Origin of the sequence: Stenotrophomonas terrae (assembly GCF_039674165.1) — a bacterium.
Taxonomy (GTDB): Bacteria; Pseudomonadota; Gammaproteobacteria; order Xanthomonadales; family Xanthomonadaceae; genus Stenotrophomonas; species Stenotrophomonas terrae_A.
Genome location: NZ_JBDJMY010000043.1, coordinates 1 through 24146 on the forward strand (window position 1 = coordinate 1; position 24146 = coordinate 24146).

21 protein-coding genes are annotated in these 24146 nt (G+C 61.6%); 13 read left to right on the forward strand and 8 right to left on the reverse strand.

Annotated features, from left to right (window positions below):
- Positions 1-98 precede the first annotated feature (98 nt).
- Both ABE493_RS15655 and ABE493_RS15660 read right to left on the reverse strand, forming a co-directional pair.
- Positions 99-1286 carry a glutathionylspermidine synthase family protein gene (locus tag ABE493_RS15655; protein ID WP_346499811.1) on the reverse strand — a complete coding sequence of 396 codons (1188 nt, stop codon included), beginning with the start codon at positions 1284-1286 and terminating at the stop codon, positions 99-101.
- Positions 1287-1290: 4 nt separating this feature from the next.
- Positions 1291-1857, reverse strand: coding sequence for a DUF1190 domain-containing protein (locus tag ABE493_RS15660; protein WP_346499812.1), 567 nt, complete (start codon positions 1855-1857; stop codon positions 1291-1293).
- Between the two features lie 545 nt (positions 1858-2402).
- Between ABE493_RS15660 and ilvD the strand changes: the two genes are divergently transcribed.
- A complete protein-coding gene (ilvD, locus tag ABE493_RS15665) occupies positions 2403-4241 on the forward strand; it encodes a dihydroxy-acid dehydratase (protein WP_346499813.1) in 1839 nt (612 codons plus the stop codon).
- Between the two features lie 9 nt (positions 4242-4250).
- On the opposite strand, the gene ABE493_RS15670 is transcribed toward ilvD, so the two are convergent.
- Positions 4251-5273, reverse strand: a complete 1023-nt coding sequence (locus ABE493_RS15670) for an integron integrase (RefSeq protein ID WP_346499814.1) — start codon at positions 5271-5273, stop codon at positions 4251-4253.
- Between the two features lie 510 nt (positions 5274-5783).
- On the opposite strand from ABE493_RS15670, the gene ABE493_RS15675 reads away from it, so the two are divergent.
- From ABE493_RS15675 to ABE493_RS15705, 7 genes are all read left to right on the forward strand, one after another.
- A complete protein-coding gene (locus tag ABE493_RS15675) occupies positions 5784-6023 on the forward strand; it encodes a hypothetical protein (RefSeq protein ID WP_346499815.1) in 240 nt (79 codons plus the stop codon).
- Positions 6024-6110: 87 nt separating this feature from the next.
- Positions 6111-6356: a hypothetical protein gene (locus ABE493_RS15680; RefSeq protein WP_346499816.1), complete on the forward strand. Its 246-nt coding sequence runs from the start codon at positions 6111-6113 to the stop codon at positions 6354-6356.
- 3447 nt (positions 6357-9803) lie between these two features.
- Positions 9804-10019, forward strand: a complete 216-nt coding sequence (locus tag ABE493_RS15685; protein ID WP_346499817.1) for a hypothetical protein — start codon at positions 9804-9806, stop codon at positions 10017-10019.
- A gap of 1639 nt (positions 10020-11658) precedes the next feature.
- Positions 11659-12246, forward strand: coding sequence for a dihydrofolate reductase family protein (locus ABE493_RS15690; protein WP_346499818.1), 588 nt, complete (start codon positions 11659-11661; stop codon positions 12244-12246).
- A 156-nt stretch (positions 12247-12402) separates the two neighbouring features.
- Entirely contained in the window at positions 12403-12783 is a 381-nt protein-coding gene (locus ABE493_RS15695) for a VOC family protein (RefSeq protein ID WP_346499819.1), read from the forward strand.
- A gap of 439 nt (positions 12784-13222) precedes the next feature.
- On the forward strand, positions 13223-13573 hold the full coding sequence (locus ABE493_RS15700; RefSeq protein WP_346499820.1) for a hypothetical protein: 351 nt from the start codon (positions 13223-13225) through the stop codon (positions 13571-13573).
- A 57-nt stretch (positions 13574-13630) separates the two neighbouring features.
- Entirely contained in the window at positions 13631-14371 is a 741-nt protein-coding gene (locus tag ABE493_RS15705; protein ID WP_346499821.1) for a hypothetical protein, read from the forward strand.
- Positions 14372-14515: 144 nt separating this feature from the next.
- On the opposite strand, the gene ABE493_RS15710 is transcribed toward ABE493_RS15705, so the two are convergent.
- Together ABE493_RS15710 and ABE493_RS15715 are read right to left on the reverse strand one after the other, a co-directional pair.
- Positions 14516-15055, reverse strand: coding sequence for a pseudouridine synthase (locus tag ABE493_RS15710; RefSeq protein ID WP_346499822.1), 540 nt, complete (start codon positions 15053-15055; stop codon positions 14516-14518).
- A 140-nt stretch (positions 15056-15195) separates the two neighbouring features.
- On the reverse strand, positions 15196-16053 hold the full coding sequence (locus ABE493_RS15715; protein ID WP_346499823.1) for a class I SAM-dependent methyltransferase: 858 nt from the start codon (positions 16051-16053) through the stop codon (positions 15196-15198).
- 180 nt (positions 16054-16233) lie between these two features.
- Between ABE493_RS15715 and ABE493_RS15720 the strand changes: the two genes are divergently transcribed.
- Positions 16234-17190: an aldo/keto reductase gene (locus ABE493_RS15720; protein WP_346499824.1), complete on the forward strand. Its 957-nt coding sequence runs from the start codon at positions 16234-16236 to the stop codon at positions 17188-17190.
- A gap of 80 nt (positions 17191-17270) precedes the next feature.
- A complete protein-coding gene (locus tag ABE493_RS15725) occupies positions 17271-17558 on the forward strand; it encodes a hypothetical protein (RefSeq protein ID WP_346499825.1) in 288 nt (95 codons plus the stop codon).
- A 334-nt stretch (positions 17559-17892) separates the two neighbouring features.
- On the opposite strand, the gene ABE493_RS15730 is transcribed toward ABE493_RS15725, so the two are convergent.
- A complete protein-coding gene (locus ABE493_RS15730; RefSeq protein ID WP_346499826.1) occupies positions 17893-18816 on the reverse strand; it encodes a LysR family transcriptional regulator in 924 nt (307 codons plus the stop codon).
- A 121-nt stretch (positions 18817-18937) separates the two neighbouring features.
- Here ABE493_RS15730 and ABE493_RS15735 point away from each other — a divergent pair, with 121 nt between their 5' ends.
- Together ABE493_RS15735 and dkgB are read left to right on the forward strand one after the other, a co-directional pair.
- Positions 18938-20152, forward strand: coding sequence for an MFS transporter (locus ABE493_RS15735; protein ID WP_346499827.1), 1215 nt, complete (start codon positions 18938-18940; stop codon positions 20150-20152).
- A gap of 81 nt (positions 20153-20233) precedes the next feature.
- Entirely contained in the window at positions 20234-21034 is an 801-nt protein-coding gene (gene dkgB / locus ABE493_RS15740; protein WP_346499828.1) for a 2,5-didehydrogluconate reductase DkgB, read from the forward strand.
- Between the two features lie 80 nt (positions 21035-21114).
- On the opposite strand, the gene ABE493_RS15745 is transcribed toward dkgB, so the two are convergent.
- Entirely contained in the window at positions 21115-22032 is a 918-nt protein-coding gene (locus ABE493_RS15745) for a LysR family transcriptional regulator (protein ID WP_346499829.1), read from the reverse strand.
- A 118-nt stretch (positions 22033-22150) separates the two neighbouring features.
- Here ABE493_RS15745 and ABE493_RS15750 point away from each other — a divergent pair, with 118 nt between their 5' ends.
- Positions 22151-23038 (forward strand): SDR family oxidoreductase, encoded by an 888-nt coding sequence (locus ABE493_RS15750; RefSeq protein ID WP_346499830.1) that lies wholly within the window; start codon positions 22151-22153, stop codon positions 23036-23038.
- Positions 23039-23074: 36 nt separating this feature from the next.
- On the opposite strand, the gene ABE493_RS15755 is transcribed toward ABE493_RS15750, so the two are convergent.
- A complete protein-coding gene (locus tag ABE493_RS15755) occupies positions 23075-23803 on the reverse strand; it encodes an alpha/beta fold hydrolase (protein WP_346499831.1) in 729 nt (242 codons plus the stop codon).
- Positions 23804-24146: the final 343 nt, after the last annotated feature.

Below are 24146 nucleotides of genomic sequence, written 5' to 3' on the forward strand. Positions count from 1 at the left end.
ATGCTCGGCAGAGGCTTCACCGGTAATGCCCCAGCCGAGCATGGCTCGGCACTACAGGGGCATTTCCGGCATTTCCTGCTTCGCGGCTCACGCCGCTCCTACAGATAGATGCGCGTTGTGCCCTGCGGGGCATCATCGATGATGGCGTGCGGCACAAAGCGTGCGCTGTCGCGGGTGATGCGGCTGTTGTCCTCACGGATGCCGACGCCACAGGCGCGGTCGCCCACCACCCAGCTACCCACCAGCGGATAGTTGCCGTCGAACACCGGCAACGCATGGAATGCCTGACGAATGCTGGGGCCGGTGTACGGGCCTTCGCTTTCCTGCCAGCTACCGTCGCTCATGTGCATCGCCACGTTGGCACCTTCGCGCGAATGCAGCGGCTTGCGCACCCAACCGGCCGGCAAGGCACTGCCGTCGTCGAAGTAACATTCCAGCAGATTCGGGTGGCCACGGTGGCGCTGCCACAACAACGGCAGGATGCCCTTGTTGCTCAACACCGCCTTCCATGCCGGCTCCAGCAACTGCACGCCCGAACGCGGCAAGGCCGCGCCGAATTCCTCGCGCATCAGATCTTCCAGCGGGTACAGCTTGAACAGGCTGCCGATCACCACGTCATCCAGATCGGTGAAGCGGCCGTCAGCCGACAAGCCGATATCTTCGATGGCAATCGCCGCCGCATGCAGCCCGGCCTGGGCCGCGCAATCGCGCAGATAGGCGACCGTGCCCTGGTCTTCCTCCGACTCCCCAACCGCGCTGAAATACAGCGGCGGCGGCAGGCGTGAGGTCAACTCGGCAAACCGCTCCACCAGGGTTTCGTGGATGGAATTGAACTGATCGGCCTGCTGCGGCAAAACGCCACGGTTGCGCTGGTCTTCCAACCATTGCCACTGGAAGAAAGACGCTTCGTACAGCGAGGTTGGCGTGTCGTAGTTCAGCTCGTACAGCTTGGCCGGGCCATTGCCGTCATAGGCAAAATCCAGGCGACCGTAGAGGTGCGGGTCGCGGCGGCGCCAGCTTTCGGCTATCCAGTCGCGGAACGCTTCCGGGATGGCCAGCTGCGCCATCAGCGCCTCGCTGCCCACCACTTCGCCCACCAGATCCAGCGCCATCGCATGCAGCTCGGCGCTGGGGTCTTCGATATCGTTTTCGATCTGGCGCAGGGTGAACGCGTAATACGCGCTTTCATCCCAGTACGGCGCACCGTCGATGGTGTGGAAACGGAACCCTGCCTCAGCGGCACGGTCCCGCCAGTTGCTGCGTTCGGCAATTGCTACACGCTTCACTGCATCAACCGCCGACGCTGCTGCGGCCGCCGCTGCGCGCACCAAAACCACCACGGCTGGCGGTTACGGCACGGTTCGGGGTGGCGTTGACCGGAGCCAGGCCGGCCTTGCCAGCACCAATGCCACTACCGGTGTTCAAACCACCGCTGCCACCCGGTGCAGCCGGCTTGGCCCAGCCATTTGCCTTGTCCTTGAACGCCGGCTGCGAGGCCGGCGGTGCGGCCACAGCGCCACGGCTGCCGTTGAGCATCTGCGACATGAAGAAGCCCATCATCATCGGGCCGATGAACGAGGTGCCGGCGCTGGTCTGCTGCTGCACGCACTGCTCGGCCGGGTATTCCTTGGCGCACTCTTCCTTGCTGGCGTACTTGGGCGCGGCATCGGCAGACTGCTTCTGCGCGGTGGCAAATGCCTCGCGGCAGCTGGACGGATCGCCGGTCGCTTCGCTGCAGGCTTCCACCGAGGTGTACAGCCCTTCCTGCGTCTGCACGGCCTCTTCCTTCTGGCAGGCGGTCAGCAGCAGCGGCACGGCGCTCATCAGCACCAGTGCGGTGGCCTTGGATCGCTTCATGGTCGGTTCCCCGTCAATTTGATCCCCAATAATGCCCGATGAAGGCTACAAGACGGAAACCGGATAACTCCCGAAGCTGAATCGGATTTCGGGTGATGTATTGGAAATGCTTGGGGCGACTGGCTTTCCGGTATTTCCTTGCTGTTAGCGCTATTCAGCGCGTGGGCGCTGATGGTGCGATGGAAATGCAGAATCCAGAGCACCCCTCCCCAACCCTCCCCTGCGCTGCGCGCAAGGGAGGGGGCAGAAGCGGCTGCGCTGCGATCTGGACGACCGCAGCAAACAGCCCCCTCCCTTGCGCGCAGCGCAGGGGAGGGTTGGGGAGGGGTGCGTTTGCCTTCGCCTTCGCCTTCGCCTTCGTCTCTGACTTCAACTTCGACTCTGGCCCCGGCGCCACCAGAACCCTGGCAGCCTGCCACCAACATCCAGCCAACCGCCCCTTTTCCGCCCTTCCCTTTCCCCACCCGATGGTTGCAGCTGCAACCGGGAACTTCATGCAGAATCAATCGCACTGCACTTCTGCACGACCGCCCCGCTCGCTCGCCATGCCTGAATACCGTTCGAAAACCTCCACCGCTGGCCGCAACATGGCCGGCGCCCGCGCCCTGTGGCGTGCCACCGGCATGACCGATGGCGACTTCCACAAGCCCATCGTCGCGGTGGTCAATTCCTTCACCCAGTTCGTGCCCGGCCACGTGCACCTGAAGGACCTCGGCCAGCTCGTGGCGCGCGAGATCGAAGCCGCCGGTGGCGTGGCCAAGGAATTCAACACCATCGCCGTGGATGACGGCATCGCCATGGGCCATGACGGCATGCTGTACTCGCTGCCCAGCCGCGAGATCATCGCCGACTCGGTCGAATACATGGCCAATGCGCACTGCGCCGATGCGCTGGTATGCATTTCCAACTGCGACAAGATCACCCCAGGCATGTTGATGGCCGCGCTGCGCCTGAACATCCCTGCGGTGTTCGTGTCCGGCGGCCCGATGGAAGCCGGCAAGACCAAACTGGCCGACCACAAGCTCGACCTGATCGATGCGATGGTGGCTGCCGGCGATGACAGCATCAGCGATGAGCAGGTAGCCGCGATCGAGCGCAGCGCCTGCCCCACCTGTGGCTCGTGCTCGGGCATGTTCACCGCCAACTCGATGAACTGCCTGACCGAAGCATTGGGCCTGTCGCTGCCTGGCAACGGCACCGTCGTGGCCACCCACAGTGACCGCGAGGCACTGTTCAAGCGTGCTGGCCGCCTCATCGTCGAACTGTGCCACCGCTGGTATGGCGGCGAAGAAGCCAACGTGCTGCCGCGTGGCATCGCTACCTTCGAAGCCTTCGAAAACGCGATGACGCTGGATATCGCCATGGGCGGTTCCACCAACACCATCCTGCACCTGCTCGCCGCCGCGCAGGAAGCCGAAGTCGCTTTCGACCAGCGCGACATCGACCGCCTGTCACGCAGTGTGCCGCAGCTGTGCAAAGTGGCGCCGAACACGCAGAAGTACCACATCGAAGACGTGCACCGCGCTGGCGGCATCATGGCCATTCTCGGCGAGCTGGCCCGCGGCGGCCTGCTGCACACCGATGCCTCCACCGTGCACAGCCGCACGCTGGGTGCGGCCATCGCGGAATGGGACGTCACCCAGACCCAGGATGAAGCGGTACACACCTTCTACAAGGCCGGCCCGGCAGGCATTCCAACCCAGGTGGCTTTCAGCCAGTCCACGCGCTGGCCGTCATTGGACGTGGACCGCGCCGAAGGCTGCATCCGCGATGTTGCCCACGCCTTCTCCAGCGAAGGTGGCTTGGCCGTGCTGTACGGCAACCTCGCCGCCGACGGCTGCGTGGTGAAGACCGCCGGTGTGGACGAATCCATCCACGTATTCGAAGGCAATGCGCGCGTCTACGAAAGCCAGGATGCGGCTGTCAAAGGCATCCTCGGCAACGAAGTAAAGGCCGGCGACGTGGTGGTGATCCGCTACGAAGGCCCCAAGGGCGGCCCGGGCATGCAGGAAATGCTGTACCCGACCAGTTACCTCAAATCCAAGGGCATGGGCAAAGCCTGCGCCCTGCTCACCGACGGTCGTTTCTCCGGTGGCACCTCGGGCCTGAGCATTGGCCATTGCTCGCCGGAAGCCGCAGCCGGCGGTGCCATCGGCCTGGTGCGCGACGGCGACCGCATCCTGATCGACATCCCGCAGCGCGGCATCAACCTGCTGGTGGATGATGCCGAACTCGCACGTCGTCGCAGCGAGCAGGACGCCAAGGGCTGGAAGCCGGCCGAAGCGCGCTCGCGCAAGGTCACCACGGCACTGAAGGCGTACGCCCTGCTCGCGACCAGCGCCGACAAGGGTGCCGTGCGCGACAAGGCGTTGCTGGACGGTTGATTGCCGCCATCACACCGGGAGTAACACTCCCGGTAGCCGGTCCAAGGGGCTGAGCAGACCTCCCGCACCCCGCCCAAGCAGGTGCGTATAGATCTGGGTGGTAGCGACATCCTTATGCCCCAGTAGCTCCTGCACCGTACGAATGTCGTGACCAGCCTCCAGCAGATGCGTCGCAAAGGAGTGACGCAAGGAATGGCAGGTTGCAGGCTTTGCGATGCTCGCCGTGGCCCGTGCCAATTTCACCGCATGCTGCAATGGCTCTTCGCTGACGTGATGCCGCCCGATTGCCCTGGTTCGCGGATCGGTAGACATCCGCGCAGAAGGGAACAGGTATTGCCAACCCGGCTCCGCGTTTGCATTCGGATACTTGCGTGCCAGCGCATAGGGCAACTGTGCCCGGCCCATTCCTCCATCGGTATCCGCGCGATGCATCAACAACGCCCGTTCGCGTTGCCGCAGCAACCGCTCACAGAGCGAGATGGGCAGCGGCACACGTCGGTCCTTGTTGCCCTTGCCACTACGCACACAGATCTCGTTGCGCCCGAAATCCACGTCCTTGATGCGAAGCCGAACACACTCCATCAAGCGCATACCCGTGCCGTACAGAAGTTGAGCCATCATCGCCGTTTGCCCCTCAGGAATGGCTTGCAGCAATCGCGCAACCTCCTCCTGTGACAAAACAACCGGAAGACGACGCGGCCGCTTGGCGCGTACGACCTGATCCAGGCGCGGCAGCTCCATGTCCAGCACCACGCGATAGAGAAACAGCAACGCCGACAGCGCCTGGTTCTGGGTAGAAGCCGACACGTTTCTCACCGTCGCCAGACGGGTCAGAAAGTCCCCGACTTCAGCAGCACCAAGCTCCTGCGGATGGCGTTTGCCATTGGCAAGGATGAAGCGCCGTATCCAGCCAACGTAAGCCTGCTCAGTGCGCAAGCTATAGTGCCGGACCCGGATATGCTCCCTTACCCGATCCAGTAATCGCGGGGATTTAGCGGCTTTTACACCCGCTGAAACAGGGGCATATTCCATATCACGACCTCCGAGCAGTAATAAGCTTGGAGATTGATATGGCGATGCGGGCTCAAGAATCCCGCAAGCCACTGTTTCTTTGTGAGAATTTCCCGGTTCAAACGCGACACAAAAGTGGGCATACTCGGCTTTACACCGCCTTGGGGCGGTCTACTAAGAGTTAAGCGGCGGTGTGTTGGGTGGCTGGCCCTTCTTCTTTCGGCAGCAACGTCGGCAAGTCACTGGTCGGCTTCGGGTAAGAGTTCCAACCGTTCCTGGCACCGGCAAGTTCGTCACTTCGCCTTACGCTTCATTGCTTTGCCGCAATCATTTCATCGCACTTCGGCGGCAGCGCTCGGCAAGGTTTCCCGAGCAAGCTCCACCCCGCAAGCTGTGGCATGATCGGCTCGCGTTGGGTTGCACAAGCGAGGCAGCATTGGTCCGGTATTTGGTAAGTGGCCACAGCCGCCTAACAGTTCATTCAAGCCGAACTCGCTGCGCGAGTCGGCTTAATTCCAGAGTTAGGCGGCAATGGAGCAGATCCTCACCTTTGAGATAGATGACTTTTCTGCCATCGTCAACGACGTGAGCGTTCCCGTTCATTTGGGGATTCTCAAGGACTCGTCAGGCTATTTCCTTGTCAGCTCTTCACCCCTTGGGGGCGATTCCTTCAACGGAGACACGTGGCACATATCAGTCGCTGACGCGTTCGCCCAAGCACAGATGCAGTTCGGTGTTTTGCAAGGCAGGTGGCGCATGGTTGCCGCCTAACAGTTCATTCAAGCCGAACTCGCTTCGCGAGTCGGCTTAATTCCAGAGTTAGGCCTATCAATCAGTAATCCGCCATTAGGAGAAATTGTGAGCAACAACATTGATGACATCATCCGCCGAAACAATCAATTACTCATCAATCAGGCGGGATTCCGGACCTGCAAACTCAAGGCTACCGCTACACAACATGTACTTTCCTATGAGTTTTCTAGCGGCGCAGATGCAGAGACATTTAAGCAACAGCGTGAGTTACTGGCAGCCTCAAATGGAATGAGATATGTAATCGAGAACAGCGAACCACATGTAGTCCTTGAGTATCGCATCACAACCTAAACCATCACAGTGCTACTCCTACGGCCAGCAAGGCCTAACAGTTCATTCAAGCCGAACCCGCTTCGCGGGTCGGCTTAATTCCAGAGTTAGGCGCAAGATTGCCATGACAGACTCTCCAGAGCAGCGGTATCAAGAGACGGTAACGTGCGAGCCACGCCAGGATGAGGGGCTCATCTTCATCAAGGTCGTAGCAATGCCTCATGAGGGTGCAGTGGAGTTCGACGTGGCGCAGGCCCGTTCGTTTGCACAGCAAATACTATTGGCAGTCGATGTTGTTGAGGCTGGCTGGGTAGGCAAATCAATGGGGCCACAGGATGCTTGCGGCGCCTAACAGTTCATTCAAGCCGAACCCGCTTCGCGGGTCGGCTTAATTCCGGAGTTAGGCATCTTGGGAAGAACCAACGACACTTCAACGAACCGCAGACGGCTCCTCGCCAGCGAAGCCGCAGCCTGTGTCTACTGCTTCATAGAGTTCGCACCGAGCTCCATTGTTGAGTGGTGCGATGAGGAAGATAAGACCGCAATCTGTCCGCACTGCGGAGTAGATGCGGTCGTTGGTTTCGATGGGCCCGTTGACCGCGCCTGGCTAGAGGCTGCTCATCGCCGAGCTTTTGGCTAGCATGGGCCCTAACAGTTCATTCAAGCCGACGCCGCTTCGCGGCGCGGCTTAATTCCGGAGCTAGGCCCTGCATGACAGACTCCCGCAAACCTGAGATTACTTTCGCAGCTGCGAGGGTGCTTGCGTCCAACAATTGCAGCCAGCTCTCAGACGATCACCTGGAAGCAGAACACTGCTGGATATTCTTTAGCCTCAATCGCGGCGATTGGGCCACTGCCGTGTCACGGCACGGTCGAGTCAGCTCGGTATACGATCTGCGAGATGACTCACAAAAGATGCGGGATTACTTGTCCATGTTTTCTGCGTACTGTTCCGGCAACAGAGAGGTTACGGATGGGCTACTGCGTGATTTCATGCAAAAGTACTATCCCGCTGGGGCCTAACAGTTCATTCAAGCCGAACCCGCTCCGCGGGTCGGCTTAATTCCAGAGTTAGGCGGCGGTGTGTTGGTTGGCTGGCCGTTCTTCTTTCAGCAGCAACATTGGCAAGTCACCGGTCGGCTCCGGGTAACAGTTCCAATTGTTCCTGGCACCGGCTAGCTCGCCACTTCGTCTTACGCCTCACCGCCGTGCCGCAATCATTTCACCGCACTTCGGTGGCAACGCTCGGCAAGGTTTTCCGGGCGAGCTCCATCCCGCAGGCTGTGGCATGATCGGCTCGCGTTGAGTTGTACAAGCAGGGTAGCTTTGGGCGGGGGTTCGGTCAGTCGCCACAGCCGCCTAACAGTTCATTCAAGCCGACGCCGCTACGCGGCGCGGCTTAATTCCAGAGTTAGGCGCCACTGCAGCTATGACTAATTTTTGGGGTCCCGTTTCGGCAACCGATTGGCATGCCATACCGTGCATAGTCGGCCGGCCAGCGACTGAGGCTGATGTTGCGGCCGGCTCTGCCGTCTTCTATGTGCCAGGTGGTTCCACTCCAGCTCCACTGAGCCTTCCATGCTGTGCAGTTCAGCTACTGGAGGATGGCTCTGAGCAGCCTATCGTCATAGTCCAGGCAGAGCTCACGCAGCAGGGCACCATCTTGGGTGTACGGCCACTATCCGGAGGTAATGGCGTCTGCATGTCCGCAGAAGTTCGGTTGCTTCCTGCCGGCTTCGGATCGTAGGGTTGCGCCTAACAGTTCATTCACGAACCCGCTGCGCGGGTCGGCTTAATTCCGGAGTTAGGCATGCCGAAAACACGCAGCGGAGCCGAAGTAGCTGCAGGCAAGTTGGTGTCGGCGGTCCAGAAGGAATGGGGTTCAGAGCTGGGTACCTCAGCCGCAGGTACTACGGAACATGTCCTAAGTCTGGCGCACAAATTGCTTCAAGCTACGAAAGCCGGAAACCTCAATCGCGCATTGAGCTCGGCTACCGTCTCCCAGTTCCTGGGAGAGTTATGGGTCATGCGTCACCCAGCAATTCAGCCCGCAGTCCAAAGACTTGAATCCCTTGTAGTTCGAGATCAGGATACCTAACAGTTCATTCAAGCCGAACTCGCTCCGCGAGTCGGCTTAATTCCGGAGTTAGGCGGCGGTGTGTTGGTTGGCTGGCCGTTCTTCTTTCAGCAGCAACATTGGCAAGTCACCGGTCGGCTCCGGGTAACAGTTCCAATTGTTCCTGGCACCGGCTAGCTCGCCACTTCGTCTTACGCCTCACCGCCGTGCCGCAATCATTTCACCGCACTTCGGTGGCAACGCTCGGCAAGGTTTTCCGGGCGAGCTCCATCCCGCAGGCTGTGGCATGATCGGCTCGCGTTGAGTTGTACAAGCAGGGTAGCTTTGGGCGGGGGTTCGGTCAGTCGCCACAGCCGCCTAACAGTTCATTCAAGCCGACGCCGCTACGCGGCGCGGCTTAATTCCAGAGTTAGGCGCAAGATTGCCATGACAGACTCTCCAGAGCAGCGGTATCAAGAGACGGTAACGTGCGAGCCACGCCAGGATGAGGGGCTCATCTTCATCAAGGTCGTAGCAATGCCTCATGAGGGTGCAGTGGAGTTCGACGTGGCGCAGGCCCGTTCGTTTGCACAGCAAATACTATTGGCAGTCGATGTTGTTGAGGCTGGCTGGGTAGGCAAATCAATGGGGCCACAGGATGCTTGCGGCGCCTAACAGTTCATTCAAGCCGAACCCGCTTCGCGGGTCGGCTTAATTCCGGAGTTAGGCGGCGGTGTGTTGGGCTGGCTCGCCCTTCTTCTTTCGGCAGCAACATCGGCAATTCACTGGTCGGCTCCGGGTATCAGTTCCAACTGTTCCTGGTATCCGCAAGCTCGCCACTTCGCCTTACGCCTCACTGCCCTTCCGCAATCATTTCATCACACCTCGGCGGCAACGCTCGGCAAGGTTTCCTGGGCAAGCTCCGTCCCGAGAGCTGTGGCATGATCGGCTGGCGTTGGGTTGCATAAGCAAGGCAGCATTGGCACGGGGTCGGCAAGTGGCCACAGCCGCCTAACAGTTCATTCAAGCCGACGCCGCTACGCGGCGCGGCTTAATTCCGGAGTTAAGCGGCGGTGTGTTGGGTGGCTGGCCCTTCTTCTTTCGGCAGCAACGTCGGCAAGTCACTGGTCGGCTTCGGGTAAGAGTTCCAACCGTTCCTGGCACCGGCAAGTTCGTCACTTCGCCTTACGCTTCATTGCTTTGCCGCAATCATTTCATCGCACTTCGGCGGCAGCGCTCGGCAAGGTTTCCCGAGCAAGCTCCACCCCGCAAGCTGTGGCATGATCGGCTCGCGTTGGGTTGCACAAGCGAGGCAGCATTGGTCCGGTATTTGGTAAGTGGCCACAGCCGCCTAACAGTTCATTCAAGCCGAACTCGCTGCGCGAGTCGGCTTAATTCCAGAGTTAGGCGTCATGGAAGATTCCAAGATTCACCAAATTTGGGCTGATCTCGTATGCGGCGATCATCACTGCTGCTTTTGTGGAGCATGGATAGAGCAGGACCTGCAACCAATCATGTTGCCGCTCGCTGGAGACGCCATTCAAGCCCTCAGCGCTCACGGCTCCTGCTTAAAGCAGCGCCTTGATAGAGCTGTTCCGTATCTTTCTCCCAGCGAGGCGCGCGAGTGATGACGCCTAACAGTTCATTCAAGCCGAACTCGCTGCGCGAGTCGGCTTAATTCCGGAGTTAGGCATCAATGGCGAGATCTCTGGCATTTGCATATGCACTTTCTCTCATCGCCCTAGCGGCGATGGTCGCGCTCGGCCGTGGCCTGCTTCCTAAGCCGGATGGTTTCACCACCTCCTTTTACATGAGCTTAGTGGGCTTGCTCATGTTGCCGGCATCCGTCATGTTCTTTCGGGGTAGTCGTTTGTCGTCCGGGCCGCTTCGCAAGCTCTTAGCCTATGCGCTGTCAGCCGTTACCGCGTTTCTGGGCATGGGATCGTCAGCCGCTGTCATACTTGTCCTACTGGGCGCGGCCAAATCTGGTTGATGCCTAATAATTCATTCAAGCCGAACCCGCTTCGCGGGTCGGCTTAATTCCAGAGTTAGGCACCGCACCCAATGTCTCGGCCAATTTCAAAATCAGAGGCGTTGGTCTTGGAGCGTGTATTGGCTGTGGGCGCTCTAACTCCTATATCTCAGGAGGTTCTGGCGTCCATCCACTCGCTTCACGTCACCGCAGCGTGCAAATGCGGCTGTGCCACGGTTTGGTTCGGACCTGACGGAGACGCAACTATTGGGAAAAATATCGCGGAGGCCGTAGCATTGAGCGGTCGTCAAAAAATTGTGATCATCGTTTGGGCTCAAAATGGCGCCATTGCGGGCCTTGAGTTGGTCGGGTATGGAAAGGTGCCGCTTCCAAATCCGCTAACTATTAGGAGCTACAGTGACGCCTGACAGTTCATTCAAGCCGAACTCGCAGCGTGGGCTAAATTCAGGAATTAGGCGACCAAATGAAAGTCCTACATGCTTTCGCAACCCTTCTATTCTTGGCCGCGCTCTGCCTTTACGTCGTCTCATCCAGCACGGGGGCATGGCTGCTTGGCGGCATTGGCATCGCGCTAGAGATTGTTGCGTGGATTATCGCACTGACTTCCAGAGAACCAGCTGCGCCGGACAGTAATGCCACTTGATGGCATCGCCGCTACCATCAACGGCTGGACAATCAATGCGTGCAGTACCAAGCCTGCCACCTAACATTTCAATCAAGCCGAACCCGCCGCGCTGAACGGCTTAATTCGGAAGTTAGGCATCGTATAGACGTTCCCGCGAGACAACAGACCAACTCACCGCCAGCCCATATGACCCATTTGTATCGCTACATACCAATCTGGCGTCGTGTACAAAGCGGCGCAGTTCTCTATCGCGTTTTTGAGGTTGTCGGCATTGGATTTACTGTGCAAAGCAAAGACTTCTTCTACGCGAACCCACCAGCATACCTGTTTGCAGCTTATGTCATCACGCTAAGCCTGGCGCTTCAATCGAATGCTCGGTCGCCCAACAAGCAACCCAACCTCAGCCGATAGTCGCTACCCGTCCGGTCACCCAGGGCTGCTCATGGATTCTGCGTTCCTTGAGCTTGTTCACTCCCATTGGTTCCAGACTGCAGGCTGATGGTTCAACAAAGCCAATGCCCGTCACCGCTTGGCTTGACTCAGCGATGAGCGGTGATCACGCTCGTTGCAGCAGGTCGCTCCGTATTCGTCACCGGCTATAGTCCTTCCGAACCCGAAGTCCCCTGTGATTTCAACCGGAGAACTGCTGATGGGAAAACTCATCCTCAACGCGGCCATTACCGTCAACGGCGCTTTCGAAGCACCGTCACCTGCGCCCGCCGGCTGGCTCGTACTGGATCCGGACAGTCAGCAGGCCTCGCTGGATATGTGGCAAGCCGCCGATGCAATGGTACTGGGGCGCAAGACCTATGAAGGCTTGGCCGCTGCCTGGCCCCAGCTTGTGGCTGTCCCGGGATACGAAGCGTATGCGCGGCGGATGAACAGCATGCCAAAGTATGTAGCGTCGCGATCATTGAGCGGCCCGCTGAGCTGGAACGCCACGTTGCTTGAAGGCGGCCTGGCCGACAGCATTTCGCGCCTGAAGGCGCAGCATGAGGGCAACCTCATTATCTCCGGCGCTGGTGAGCTGGCCCGCGACCTCGCAACGCATAAACTCATCGATGAGTTCTGGTTCACGGTAAGCCCCTACCTCTGGTCAGCCGGCCCCCGAATTTTCGACCAACTGGGCTCCATTGCGTTGGAGCTCATCGGTACCAGAACTTTCTCCGGGGGCATCGTGCAACTCTGCTACCGGCCTGGCCAGGCGGACGCGCGCCACGGTCAGGGTGGATGTTGAACTGCGATTGGCAGAGTACATTGCATTCACGATCACCCGTCTCGGTGGCCGCAGCGGGGCTCGCTGACAGTTGGATTCAGGCGCAGCCTGCAGCGCTGGCTCTGCCACGTTCGAACTCGCAACTCCGCCACAATCATTCAGCCCAGGAGATTCAGCATGAAGCGCGTAACCGGCATTGGCGGCATCTTCTTCAAGTCGAGCGATCCCAAGGCCTTGTCCGCCTGGTATCGGGAGCACCTTGGGTTGGATGTCAGTGACTGGGGTGGCGCGGTGTTTCAATGGGGCGGCGCCGACAGCCCGGCGGGTGCAACGATCTGGAGTCCGTTTGCCGCCGACACCGACTACATGGCGCCCTCGCATGCACCGTTCATGATCAATTTCCGCGTCGATGATCTGGATGCATTGCTCGCGGCGTTGCGCAGCGAAGGCTGCGATGTGGTGGGCGAGCCGCAGAGTTCCGAGCAGGGGAAATTCGGCTGGGTGATGGACCCGGAAGGCAACAAGGTCGAACTCTGGGAGCCGCCTGCCGGGCAGTAGCCTGCACTCACGCCTGTCGCCCATCACGGTGCAGGCGTTGCCATCGGCTGCACCACATCCGCTCCTGCCGCTGCCTCCGGCACATTGTGTTTTCGCAGCACGGCCGCAGTAGCGATGAGCGCCGGCAGTCCGAACTCAACGCACTGGCGCGCACGCTGTCAGCAGAATCCGGCGGCATCCGTCCTGCGTGGGCAATGCACAAACGCAGCATGTCGCGCCGGCGATCAACTGCGGTCTGCTTACATGCCGTAGCTGCGCCGCCTCATGCCCAGCGATAACAAGGCGATCCGGCAAAACTCTCGTATCCTCTCGGCTCCAAAACATAACGGCGTCCATCGCGATGCGCTTGCATCGTCAAGCGATAGGCAGATGTTTCAGCGAGCGACGGCACTGGGTTGATTCCTGTTTCGTTCCAGCCTGGTAGCCATAGGAGAGCTTCATGCACGACGGGCGCCGCTCCCGCAAAACCGGCTGCACCGACTTCTGCCATTTCGATACACAAAAGAAATGCGAAGCAGCAGTGCTACGGCGCGAGCTGACCCTGCTGCACCTGATTCCTGAAGAACTGGGTGGCAGTAGCCAGACGCAGAACAAGATATTTGTACCCTTATGGGTGGCGGAACAGAAGCGCAGGATCGACCTGGTCACCGTGTTGCCGATGATGCGTGCCGGCAAACTGCATCGCTATGAAGCCATACCGGTCTTTCGCGGCAGCAGCTTTGTCCCTGCGGAGATTGCCATCCATGCGCAGGACCCGGCCGGCTTTGCCACCACCATCGATATCTGTTGACTGCCGCAGTGCGTCACCGGCAGTGCACGAGAATCAACGACCAACAAGGATGTAGTCATGGGATGGGACATCACCTATCACCCGATCGCAGAAGACGAGATTCGCTCCATCTACTTTGCCGGCATTGAAGACCCGCTTTTCTACAAAACGCTGCTGCCACGCTTTGGCGTGGACGCCTTCTATGCAGAGCAACTGCGCCTGCGCTTCGACGAAGCACGCAAGATCGACGACGGCGTTTCCTTTGCCCGAGGCCATGCCTATTACGCGGCGATCATCTGCGGGTTTCTGCGCCAACATCATTACATCCGCGGCGGTGGCTTCTCGTTCCTGTTGAAGGACGCGTTGATGGCCGGCTACGTCGGCGACTGGAAGCGGCTGGTTCCGGAGCGTCTGCAACATCTGCATTTCGACAACTGCTTGACCCAGAATTATTGCGGCGGCGCCTATCTGCCCCTTCAAAGCCTCAAGCGCCTGCGCAGCGACTACCACCGCAATGCACGCGTCCGCGCACAGATGGACGATGTGTTCTCGCATGGGCGGCTGCATGTCTTCTGGCTGGCGCTGGATGCGGCGATCAGCGCCGGACTGGGTCTGATCGAGGCTTCGGAGGTGGTGGAACCCAGCCCGTTCAATCTCAACGAAAGCCGCAGCCTGTCCAATCTGTACAACTGCCACCCTGACGGCGCCCTGCTTTATGCCGAGGCTGCCGCGCAGCAGCTGGGTCAGGCCTTGCAGGAAAACCGGGACAGCTTGCCCGTCAAGCGCCCAGGCAGGTTTTCCCGGCTGTTCGGCAAATAGCTCGCATGCGGCAGCGCTCTCGACAAGGATGTGGGAGTGCCGCCGCCCCAGCCGGCCAGCAGCTTGTCGACCGCGGCCGCGCCGGCCATTCTTCGTCGCGGCGGGGTTACCCGGCTGCCTGCCACGGCAGGCCGAGGCGGTTGTTCAATCGAGCTGGCGCCACTGCCCCGGCTGAAGGTCTTCCAGGGCATACGGCCCCATCACCGCCCGCACCAGCCGCAACGTGGGCAAACCAACAGCAGCGGTCATGCGCCGCACCTGACGGTTGCGGCCTTCGCGCAGGGTGATGGCCAGCCAGCTGTCCGGCACGGTCTTGCGGAAGCGTACCGGCGGCGTGCGCTCCCAGAGCTTGGGCGCGGCCGGCAGCAGTTCAACGCGGGCAGGCAAGGTTGGGCCGTCATTGAGCTGCACACCATCACGCAGCGCCTGCAGCTTGTCTTCGCTTGGCTCGCCTTCCACCTGCACCCAATAGGTCTTGGCTTGCTTGTGGCGCGGGTCGGTCAAGCGATGGGCGAGAGTGCCGTCATCGGTGAGCAGCAACAGGCCTTCGCTGTCGTAATCCAGGCGGCCGGCCGCATACACATTGGCGGGCAAACCGAAGCCGGCCAGGGTCGCGCGCGGCGGCTGGCTGCGGTCGGTGAACTGGCACAGCACGTTGAAGGGTTTATTGAAGGCGATGAGCATGTGCAACAGCAACTGGAGAGGGGATCGGGGTGCACCGCTGGCGGTGCGCGGCAAGCGGCCATCGGCCGCGTTGCAGCCGGGCCGTCGTGTCAGCCACGACGGCCCGCTATTGTCTCACTCCCGCCCCAATCCGCGCCCCGTTACGGCTTCACGAAACGCAGCGTCATGCGATCGCTTTCACCGATGGCCTTGTACTTGGCGGCATCGGCCTTGTCGTGGTTGTTGGACGGCGGCAAGGTCCACACACCGTTGGGATGGTCCTTGGTGTCGCGCGGATTGGCATTCACCTCGCTGCTGCCATCAAGCTTGAAGCCGGCCGCTTCGGCCATGGCAATCACCTGCGCCTGGCCCACATAACCGCTCTTGTCATCGGCCGGCACGTCGGTCTTGGCGCGGTGCTCCACCACACCCAGCGTGCCGCCGGACTTGAGCACGTCAAAGAAGGCCTTGAACATGCCCTCGGCCTGGCCGGACGAACGCCAGTTGTGGACATTGCGGAAAGTCAGCACCAGATCCGCCGAGCCCGGTGCACCCAGCACCGGTGCGGCCGGGTTGTAGGCCGCCTCGGTTGCCCGGTCGAACTGCGCCGGGGCGTCGGCAAACTTCTTGCCCAGGCCATCGCGCGAACGCTGCTGGTAATCCCGGCCACCGCCTGCCGGCAGTGCGGCCGGGTCAACCACGGCGGCAACGTACTTGCCGCCATCGCGCAGATAGGGCGCCAGGATTTCAGCGTACCAACCGCCACCGGGCGTGATTTCGATGACCGTCTGCTTCGGCTGCAGGCCGAAGAAGGCCAGCGTCTGCGCCGGATGGCGGTATTCATCGCGCAGTACATTGGCCGGCGTACGCCAGCTACCGGCAACGGCCGCCTGCAACTGCGGTGACACCGCAACGTCAGCGGTGCTGGCAGCGGCGCCATGGGCCAGCACGCTGCTGGCAGGAAGGGCACTGGCAAGCGCCAGCAGACAGGCACACAGCAGCGGGGCAGGCTTCTTCATGCGGAACTCCGGCGATTGAGACGGCGAGCCTAGCACGCGACTGCAAGTGCAATGCAGCATGCAAATGTTCACATCCCGTTATCGCTTGAACGCCGCGCGGAACGCAGTTTTCAGCACGCTGCCACGGAATTGGAACCCATGCCGTTTATGCTGTTGAGCTGAACAACAAAGGAGCAAGGCATGCCCCAGTCACGCGAACTTGGTCGCTCGGGCCTACACGTCAGCCCCATCGCTTTTGGGGGCAACGTTTTCGGCTGGAGTGCCGATGAGAAGACATCCTTTGGCCTGCTTGATGCCTTTGTCGATGCCGGTTTCAACCTGATCGATACCGCCGATGTCTATCCGGCCTGGGTGCCGGGCAACCGTGGCGGTGAATCGGAAACCATCATCGGCCGCTGGCTGCAGCGCAGCGGCAAGCGCGACAAGGTGGTTGTCGCCACCAAGGTGGCCAAGTGGGCTGAGCATCCGGGCCTGTCGGCCGACAACATCAATGACGCGGTCGAGGATTCGCTGCGCCGCCTGCAGACCGATGTGATTGATCTGTACCAGGCCCATGAAGACGACGACTCGGTGCCGCTGGAAGAAACCCTGGGTGCGTTCGCGCGGCTGATCGAAGCCGGCAAGGTACGCGCGATTGGTGCATCCAACTACAGCGCCGAGCGCCTGCGCGATGCATTGAAGGTCAGCGCCGACTATCACCTGCCGCGCTACGAAACCCTGCAGCCGGAATACAACCTCTACGACCGCAGCGGCTACGAGGCCGAACTGGAACCGCTGGCGCGTGAGCAAGGCATCGGCGTGATCAGCTATTACTCGCTGGCCAGCGGTTTCCTCAGCGGCAAATACCGCAGCGCCGAAGACGTGGGCAAGAGTGCGGCACGCGGTGCGAAAGTCGCCGATCGCTACCTCAATCCGCGTGGCCTGCGCATTCTGCAGGCGCTGGACGATGTGGCTGCCAGCCACAAGGCCACACCGGCGCAGGTGGCACTGGCGTGGCTGATCGCGCGCCCGGGCATCACCGCACCCATCGTCAGTGCCACAAGCGTGCAACAGCTGCTCGAAGTGCTTGCAGCGGCACAGCTTGGCCTGAGCGCGGCACAGATCGCGCAGCTGGACGCAGCCAGCGCCGATAACTGAATACGGCGGGTTTGCGTACCCCCTGCCCGCGCCGTAGGATCGGCTGGACAGGGGGGTAGACCGCAAACGGAGCGCTACCCATGCAGACCGCACCTACAGCCCAGCGCAGCATTGATCGCCACGCCGAACTGACTTACTGGCGCGGCGTGCATGCCATCGGCCATCTTGGCCAACATGAATTCGACCATTACCAGCGCCTGCTGGAAATGGGTTACGACGTGTATCAAGCCTACCCACGTGCCAACGAAGAACAGCTCTACAGAGTGCTGCAGGACAGCTATCACCGGCATAGCCCGGCCTTGGCCGTTTCCTGGGATGAAGCACGCTGGCTGGTTCGGCATGCCTGGCACCACGCAGAGCAGCATTAGCGGGTTCGGGGTTTGTTGATTGGCTTGTTGTAGGAGCGGCGTAAGCCGCGAAGCCACTACAACGTCCGACGCTTGAACAGCCGACCCCTCCCCAACCCTCCCCTTGGCCTGCGGCCAAAGGGAGGGGGCTGATTGTGCACGCACCATCTTTTTGTGGGAGCGGCGTGAGCCGCGAAGCCACTGCAACGTCCGAAGCTTGAAGAGCCAACCCCTCCCCAACCCTCCCCTTGGCCTGCGGCCAAAGGGAGGGAGCTGATCGTGCATGCACCATCTTTTTGTGGGAGCGGCGTGAGCCGCGAAGCTGGAGGATTTGAGGCACCAATGGCTTCGCGGCTTACGCCGCTCCCACAACCGGCCCGGGCACCGGCACCGGCTGTGCCATCGCTTCGGCCAGATAATCGAGAAAGGAGCTTATGCGTGCCGATACCGCGGTGTTGCGGTAGTACACCGCGTGGATGGGTTGGCGTTTGTCCAGGGTTTGTTTCGGCAGCAGTTGCACCAGTTCCCCTTTTGTACGCGCTGCTTCGGTCAGGAAGTCCGACAGGCAGACGATGCCTACGCCTTCCACTGCCAGCCGGTGCAGGATCTCGCCGCTGGATGCGGCCAGGGTTGGCCGCACATGCAGCGGCTCGCCCTCTTCGCCCGGCAAGGGCCAATGATTCAGTGAGTCCGGCTCGTTGAAGCCCAACAAGGTGTGCGCCTGCAGTTCGGCAACCCGCGTCGGTGTGCCGTGCTGCTGCAGGTAGGCCGGGCTGGCGAGGATGCGCAGGCGGCTATGGCCCAAAGGCCTGGCATGCAGGGTGGAGTCGGCCAGCGGGCCGATCCGGATCGCTACATCGGTGCGCCGTTCCAGCAGGTCGATGTAACGCTCGCTGCTGTTGAGCTCCAGGTCCACCTGCGGGTAACGCGCGCGGAAGCCGGCTACCAGCGGTGCGATCACGTGCAGCATGAAGGGCATCGCCGCATCCACCCGTAGTCGCCCCGACGGGGTGCCGCGGCGTGCGGCAATCTGCTCCTCGGCTGCGTCCACCGAGGCCACGATGGCGCGCGCATGGGCGAGGAATGCCTCGCCCTCGTCGGTAAGCTGCAGCCGCCGCGTGGTGCGGGTCAGCAAGGTGGTGCCCAGCTTCTGTTCCAGCCGGCCGAGGGCGCGGCTGACGCCCGAGGTGGTCTGGCCCAGCTGTTCGGCGGCGGCGGTGATCGAGCCGGTGTCGATCACCGCGATGAATGCCTGCATCTCGTCCAGCGTTGTCTTCATTGGGATGTCCGGGGCATTGACGGGGAATTATTGACTTAAATTCAATAGTAATTCATGGAAACACGCATTTTTCGGCAAGAGTTCCACGGTCAGACTGCGCAGCCCTTTCCAAGGAATCGCCATGTCCCGCGGTATTCCCCTTGCCTTGCTGGCGCTGACGCTGGGTGCGTTCGCCATCGGCACCACCGAGTTCGTCATCGTCGGCCTGATCCCGACCATTGCCGCCGACCTGCACGTCAGCCTGCCATCGGCCGGCCTGCTGGTTTCACTGTATGCGCTGGGCGTGGCGGTCGGTGCGCCGGTGCTGACCGCCCTGACCGGGCGGGTGCCGCGCAAGACCCTGCTGGTGGCGCTGATGCTGTTGTTCACCATCGGCAACCTGGTCGCGTGGATGGCACCGGGCTACGGCTCGTTGATCGTGGCGCGGGTGCTGACCGGCCTGGCGCATGGCGTGTTCTTCTCGATCGGCTCCATCATCGCCACCTCGGTGGTCCCCAAGGACAAGGCTGCCAGTGCCATTGCGATCATGTTCACCGGGCTGACCGTGGCCTTGGTGACCGGTGTGCCGTTGGGCACCTTCATCGGCCAGCATCTGGGCTGGCGCGCGACCTTCCTGGCCGTGGCGGCGTTGGGCGTGATCGCCCTGCTTGGCAGCCTGCTGTTCGTGCCGCGCGAGTTGCCGCGCAGCGCGCCTGCCACGTTCGGCCAGCAGTTCGCGGTGCTGGCACAGCCGCGCCTGTTGCTGGTCTATGCAATGACTGCACTGGGCTACGGCGGCACCTTCCTGTCCTTCACTTTCCTCGCCTCGATCCTGCAGGACGTCAGCGGCTTCTCCGCCAATGCGGTCAGCGCGGTGCTGCTGGTTTACGGCGTGTCAGTGGCGATCGGCAATCTGTGGGGCGGGCGCTTGGCTGACCGTCGTGGGCCGATTCCCGCATTGACGTTGATCTTCGGTCTGCTCGCCTTGGTGCTGCTGGTGCTCACCTTCACTGCCTACAACCGCTGGTCGGTGCTGTTGACCGTACTGGCGCTGGGCGCAGTTGCTTTCGGCAATGTGCCGGGCCTGCAGGTGTACGTGGTGAAGCAGGCACAGCGCTTCGTGCCGCAGGCAACGGATGTCGCATCCGGGCTGAACATCGCCGCGTTCAACATCGGTATCGCGCTGGGTGCTTCGCTCGGCGGGCTGGTGGTCGATCACATCGGGCTGATGCACACGCCGTGGATTGGCGCGCTGGTGGTGCTGGGTGCGTTGGCGCTGACCGTACTGAGCGGCCGCCTGGATCGACGCGACGGGTTGGATGTCCGCGCCGAAGGCATTGCCGTCAGCGCGCACTGACAGAACACGCTGTTACTTCCTTTTGGCTTTTCGTTCGCGCTGCACGGCGTAGCCTGCAAGCGCGAACTTCTGGAGATTTGAATGACTATTCCCGCTATTGGCCTTGGCACCTACCGCCTGAAGGACCAGGTACTCACCGACTCCGTGCACAACGCATTGGAGCTGGGCTACCGCGCGTTCGACACCGCGCAGATCTACGACAACGAGGCCGACCTGGGTGCGGCAATCAGCAGCGGCGCTGTGCCGCGCGAGCAGCTGTTCCTGACCACCAAGATCTGGATCAGCAACTTCCATCACGATGATCTGCTGGCGAGTCTGCGCGAGAGCCTGCGCAAGCTGCGCACCGATCACGTCGACTTGACCCTGATCCACTGGCCTTCGCCCAAGGACGAAGTGCCGATGGCCGAGTACCTGGGTGCACTGCGTGAGGCCAAGGCGCTGGGCTTGACCAAGGCGATAGGTGTTTCCAACTTCACCATCGACCTGACCCGCCAGGCCATCGCCATCCTCGGTGCCGATGCCATCGCCACCAACCAGATCGAAGTGCATCCGTATCTGCAGAACCGTGCGCTGATTGCCTACCTGCGCGAACAAGACATCCACGTCACCGCGTTCATGAGCCTGGCCTATGGTTCCGTGCTGAAGGACCCGGTGATCCAGGCCATCGCAGAAAAGCATCAGGCAACTGCGGCGCAGGTCGCGTTGGCGTGGGCCTTGCAGCAGGGCTATGCGGTGATTCCGTCGTCGACCAAGCGCGAGAACCTTGCCGGCAACCTGCAGGCGGCACAGCTGCGTCTGGATGCTACCGACATGGCGCGGATTGCCGAGCTGGATCGTGGCGAACGCGTAGCCAATCCGGGTATCGCGCCGGCTTGGGATTGAAACCGCGTTCCTGAGAAAAAATCGTGGCGGGCTGGTGATACCTGCGCGCCATGCTTCGAGGCGCTGCGATTGCCGCGCTGCTAGCGGATACGCGATGCCAACTCTTGTGCCAAGGTTTCCAGCAACAGGCTGACCGTTGGCAGCTCACGCCGGCTTTTCATCCAAGCCAAGCTGAGCGGCAGGCCTTGGCTGGCCAGATGCGGCAGCACTTCCAGCAACGCGCCATCTTCCAGATGGCTGCGTACCAGCCAGGTCGGCAGCTGCACGATGCCGCTGCCGACCAACGCGGCGGTGACCTGCCCTTCGCCATCCCCCACCACCAGCGGTGACGGCATCATCTGCAGCTCCACCTCGCCGGGCACCGCAGCAGCAAAGCGCCATGGACTGACCGAGCCATCGGCGCGTCCGTAGGCGATGCAGCGATGCGCCAGCAGATCCTCGCGCGTAGCCGGTACGCCATGTGCTGCAAGATAGGCCGGCGACGCACAGAACACGTGCTGTTCGTGGCCCAGCAGGCGATGCTCCAACAGCGATGACCACGCATCGGGCCCACCGATGCGCACGATGATATCGACACCGTCCTCGACCGGATCGATGAAGCGGTCCGAGAACGATACCTGCGGCCGCGTCAGCGGATAGGCCTGGGCGAAGCCCAGAATTATCGGCAGCGCCTGCAGGCGCCCGAACGCAGCCGGCAGATCGATACGCACGCGGCCACTTGGCTCGTCATCCTGCGCCCGCAGCGCTACCTCGGCCTCCTCCAGGTTCGCCAGCACCTCCGTACAGGTCCGGTGGAAGGCGATGCCGGCTTCGGTAAGTGACATGCGCCGCGTCGTGCGATGGAACAGCGTGCGACCCAATCGCTCTTCCAAACGCGCGATGGACTTGCCGACTGCCGACGCAGTGAGATGCAGGCGTTCCGCAGCGGCCGTAAAGCTGCCTGCGTCGGCAACACAGACGAAGACGTCGAGGCCTTTCAGGCGTTCGGAGGGGTGCATGCGGCAGGCTTCATTATTGAAGAACCGGATTCCGCAATGCCGGTAAAAAGCATCGCGGAATGGAATGTGAGTCCACGATAGGCTGGACGCCCTCCTCGATCAAGCATCCAAGGCAGCAATGAGCCAGCAACGCCCCACCGTCCTTGTCACCGGCGCCACCGGCCAGATCGGCGCCGAAACCTTGAGAAACCTGCTGCTGGAAGATGCCGTCACGCCGGTTGCGGCAGTGCGCTCGCCAGCGAAGGCTGCGGCGCTGCAGGCGCAGGGAATCCGCACGGTCATGCTCGATTTCGATCAGGAAGCCACGCTGTTGCCTGCGCTGCAAGGCATTGATCGCGCATTGCTGGTCACCGGTTACAGCGTGGATATGCTGCGCCAGAGCAAGGTTTTCCTCGATGCGGCCAAGCAGGCTGGCGTGCAGCATGTGGTGCACCTGGGTGCCTGCGGCGGCAATGACGCCAGCATCGGGCATTGGGCCTGGCATCAGCTGGTGGAACGCTACATCGAGTGGCATGGCTTCTCCTTCACCCATCTCAGGCCGGAAGCCTTCATGCAGAACCTGCTCAGCTACGACGGCACGCGCGCAGTGGTCGACGGCGTGATCCGCCAGTACACCGGCGATGCGCGCTTCAGCTGGGTCGATGGCGATGACGTCGCTGCGGTAGCCGCACAGGCGCTGGCTTGGCCGCAGCGGCATGCCGGGCAGACCTATCGGCTGGGCTACGACGCCAAGTCCTATGGTGAGGTTGCCGCGTTGATGACGGCGTTGCTTGGCCAGCCCTTCCGCTACGAGGCGCTGAGCCCGGATGTGTTCCTGGAGGACATGCGCGCGGCCGGTGCCGACATGGCCTACATGAACTGCGTGCGCGACAACTTCCAGCGTGTCGCCGAACGCCGGGTGCCGGGCATTGAAGCCACCTTCGACAACTTCCCCGCCATCACTGGCCGTGAGCCGGTGCGCTGGGCAGATTTCATCCGCAAGCACCGTGCTGCGTTTGCTTACTGATCTGCTCAGGTAAGACGACGCGGTCCAACGTCGAACTCAGTCGTCGCTACGCGGTTGCAACCATGCACGCATCGCTGCATTCACTTGCCCGGGTTGTTCCAAGGGCGCCAGATGGCCGCACGCCTCGATCACCACCAGCGTTGATTGCGGCATCAGTTCAGCCATCTGCTCGCTTACCGACAGCGGTGTTATCGCGTCATTGCGCCCGCAGACGATCAAGGCCGGGCCCTGCCAATCGCGCAGGACATCGCTACCGTCTGCACGCAGCAACTGGCTCTGGCGCAGGAAGACTTCAGCACCGAGGCGTGCCGTCATGCTGCGCACGGTATCCACCAATACATGGTCATCCAAGCGCGAGGCATCGATGTAACTGCGCATCAGCTTGTCACCGAAGCCATGGAAGGTACCGGGCAGGCGCACGCTGTTCTGCTGCGCCACGCGTTGTGAAGCGCGCTCGGGCGAGTCGGGTTTGAATGAGGTATCCAGCAGCGCCAGCTTCAGTACCCGCTGCGGTGCGATACGCAGGATTTCCTGGGCGACGTAGCCGCCAAGAGAGAAGCCGGCCAGGGCGAACTGTGCGGGTGCCTTGGCCAATACATCTTCGGCGACCGCGCGCATGGTGGTCTGCTGGGTGAGGTCACCGACCTGGCAATCGGCGATGTCGGCCAATGCGTCGAGTTGGGCCTGCCAGAGCGTGGCGTCGTTGAGCAGGCCGGGCAGCAGTAGCAGCGGGGTTCTGGCTGCTGGGTCGTGGTTCGTTTGCATGGCGCTATTGTCGCGCCTTGCGTGGGATTGGGGTGAGGGCCAGAGCAGCAGCAACAGTCAAAAGCACCCCTCCCCGGCCCTCCCCTCGCCTGCGGCAAAGGGAGAGGGCGAAGCAGAGCACCCCTCCCCAGCCCTCCCCTTGCCTGCGGCAAAGGGAGAGGGCGAAGCAGAGCACCCCTCCCCAGCCCTCCCCTTGCCTGCGGCAAAGGGAGGGAGCGAAGCAGAGCACCCCTCCCCGGCCCTCCCCTGCGCTTCGCGCAAGGGAGGGAGACAAGCTGCCCCCTCCCTTGCGCGTAGCGCAGGGGAGGGTTGGGGAGGGGTGCTTTCAGCTTTCAGATTTTTT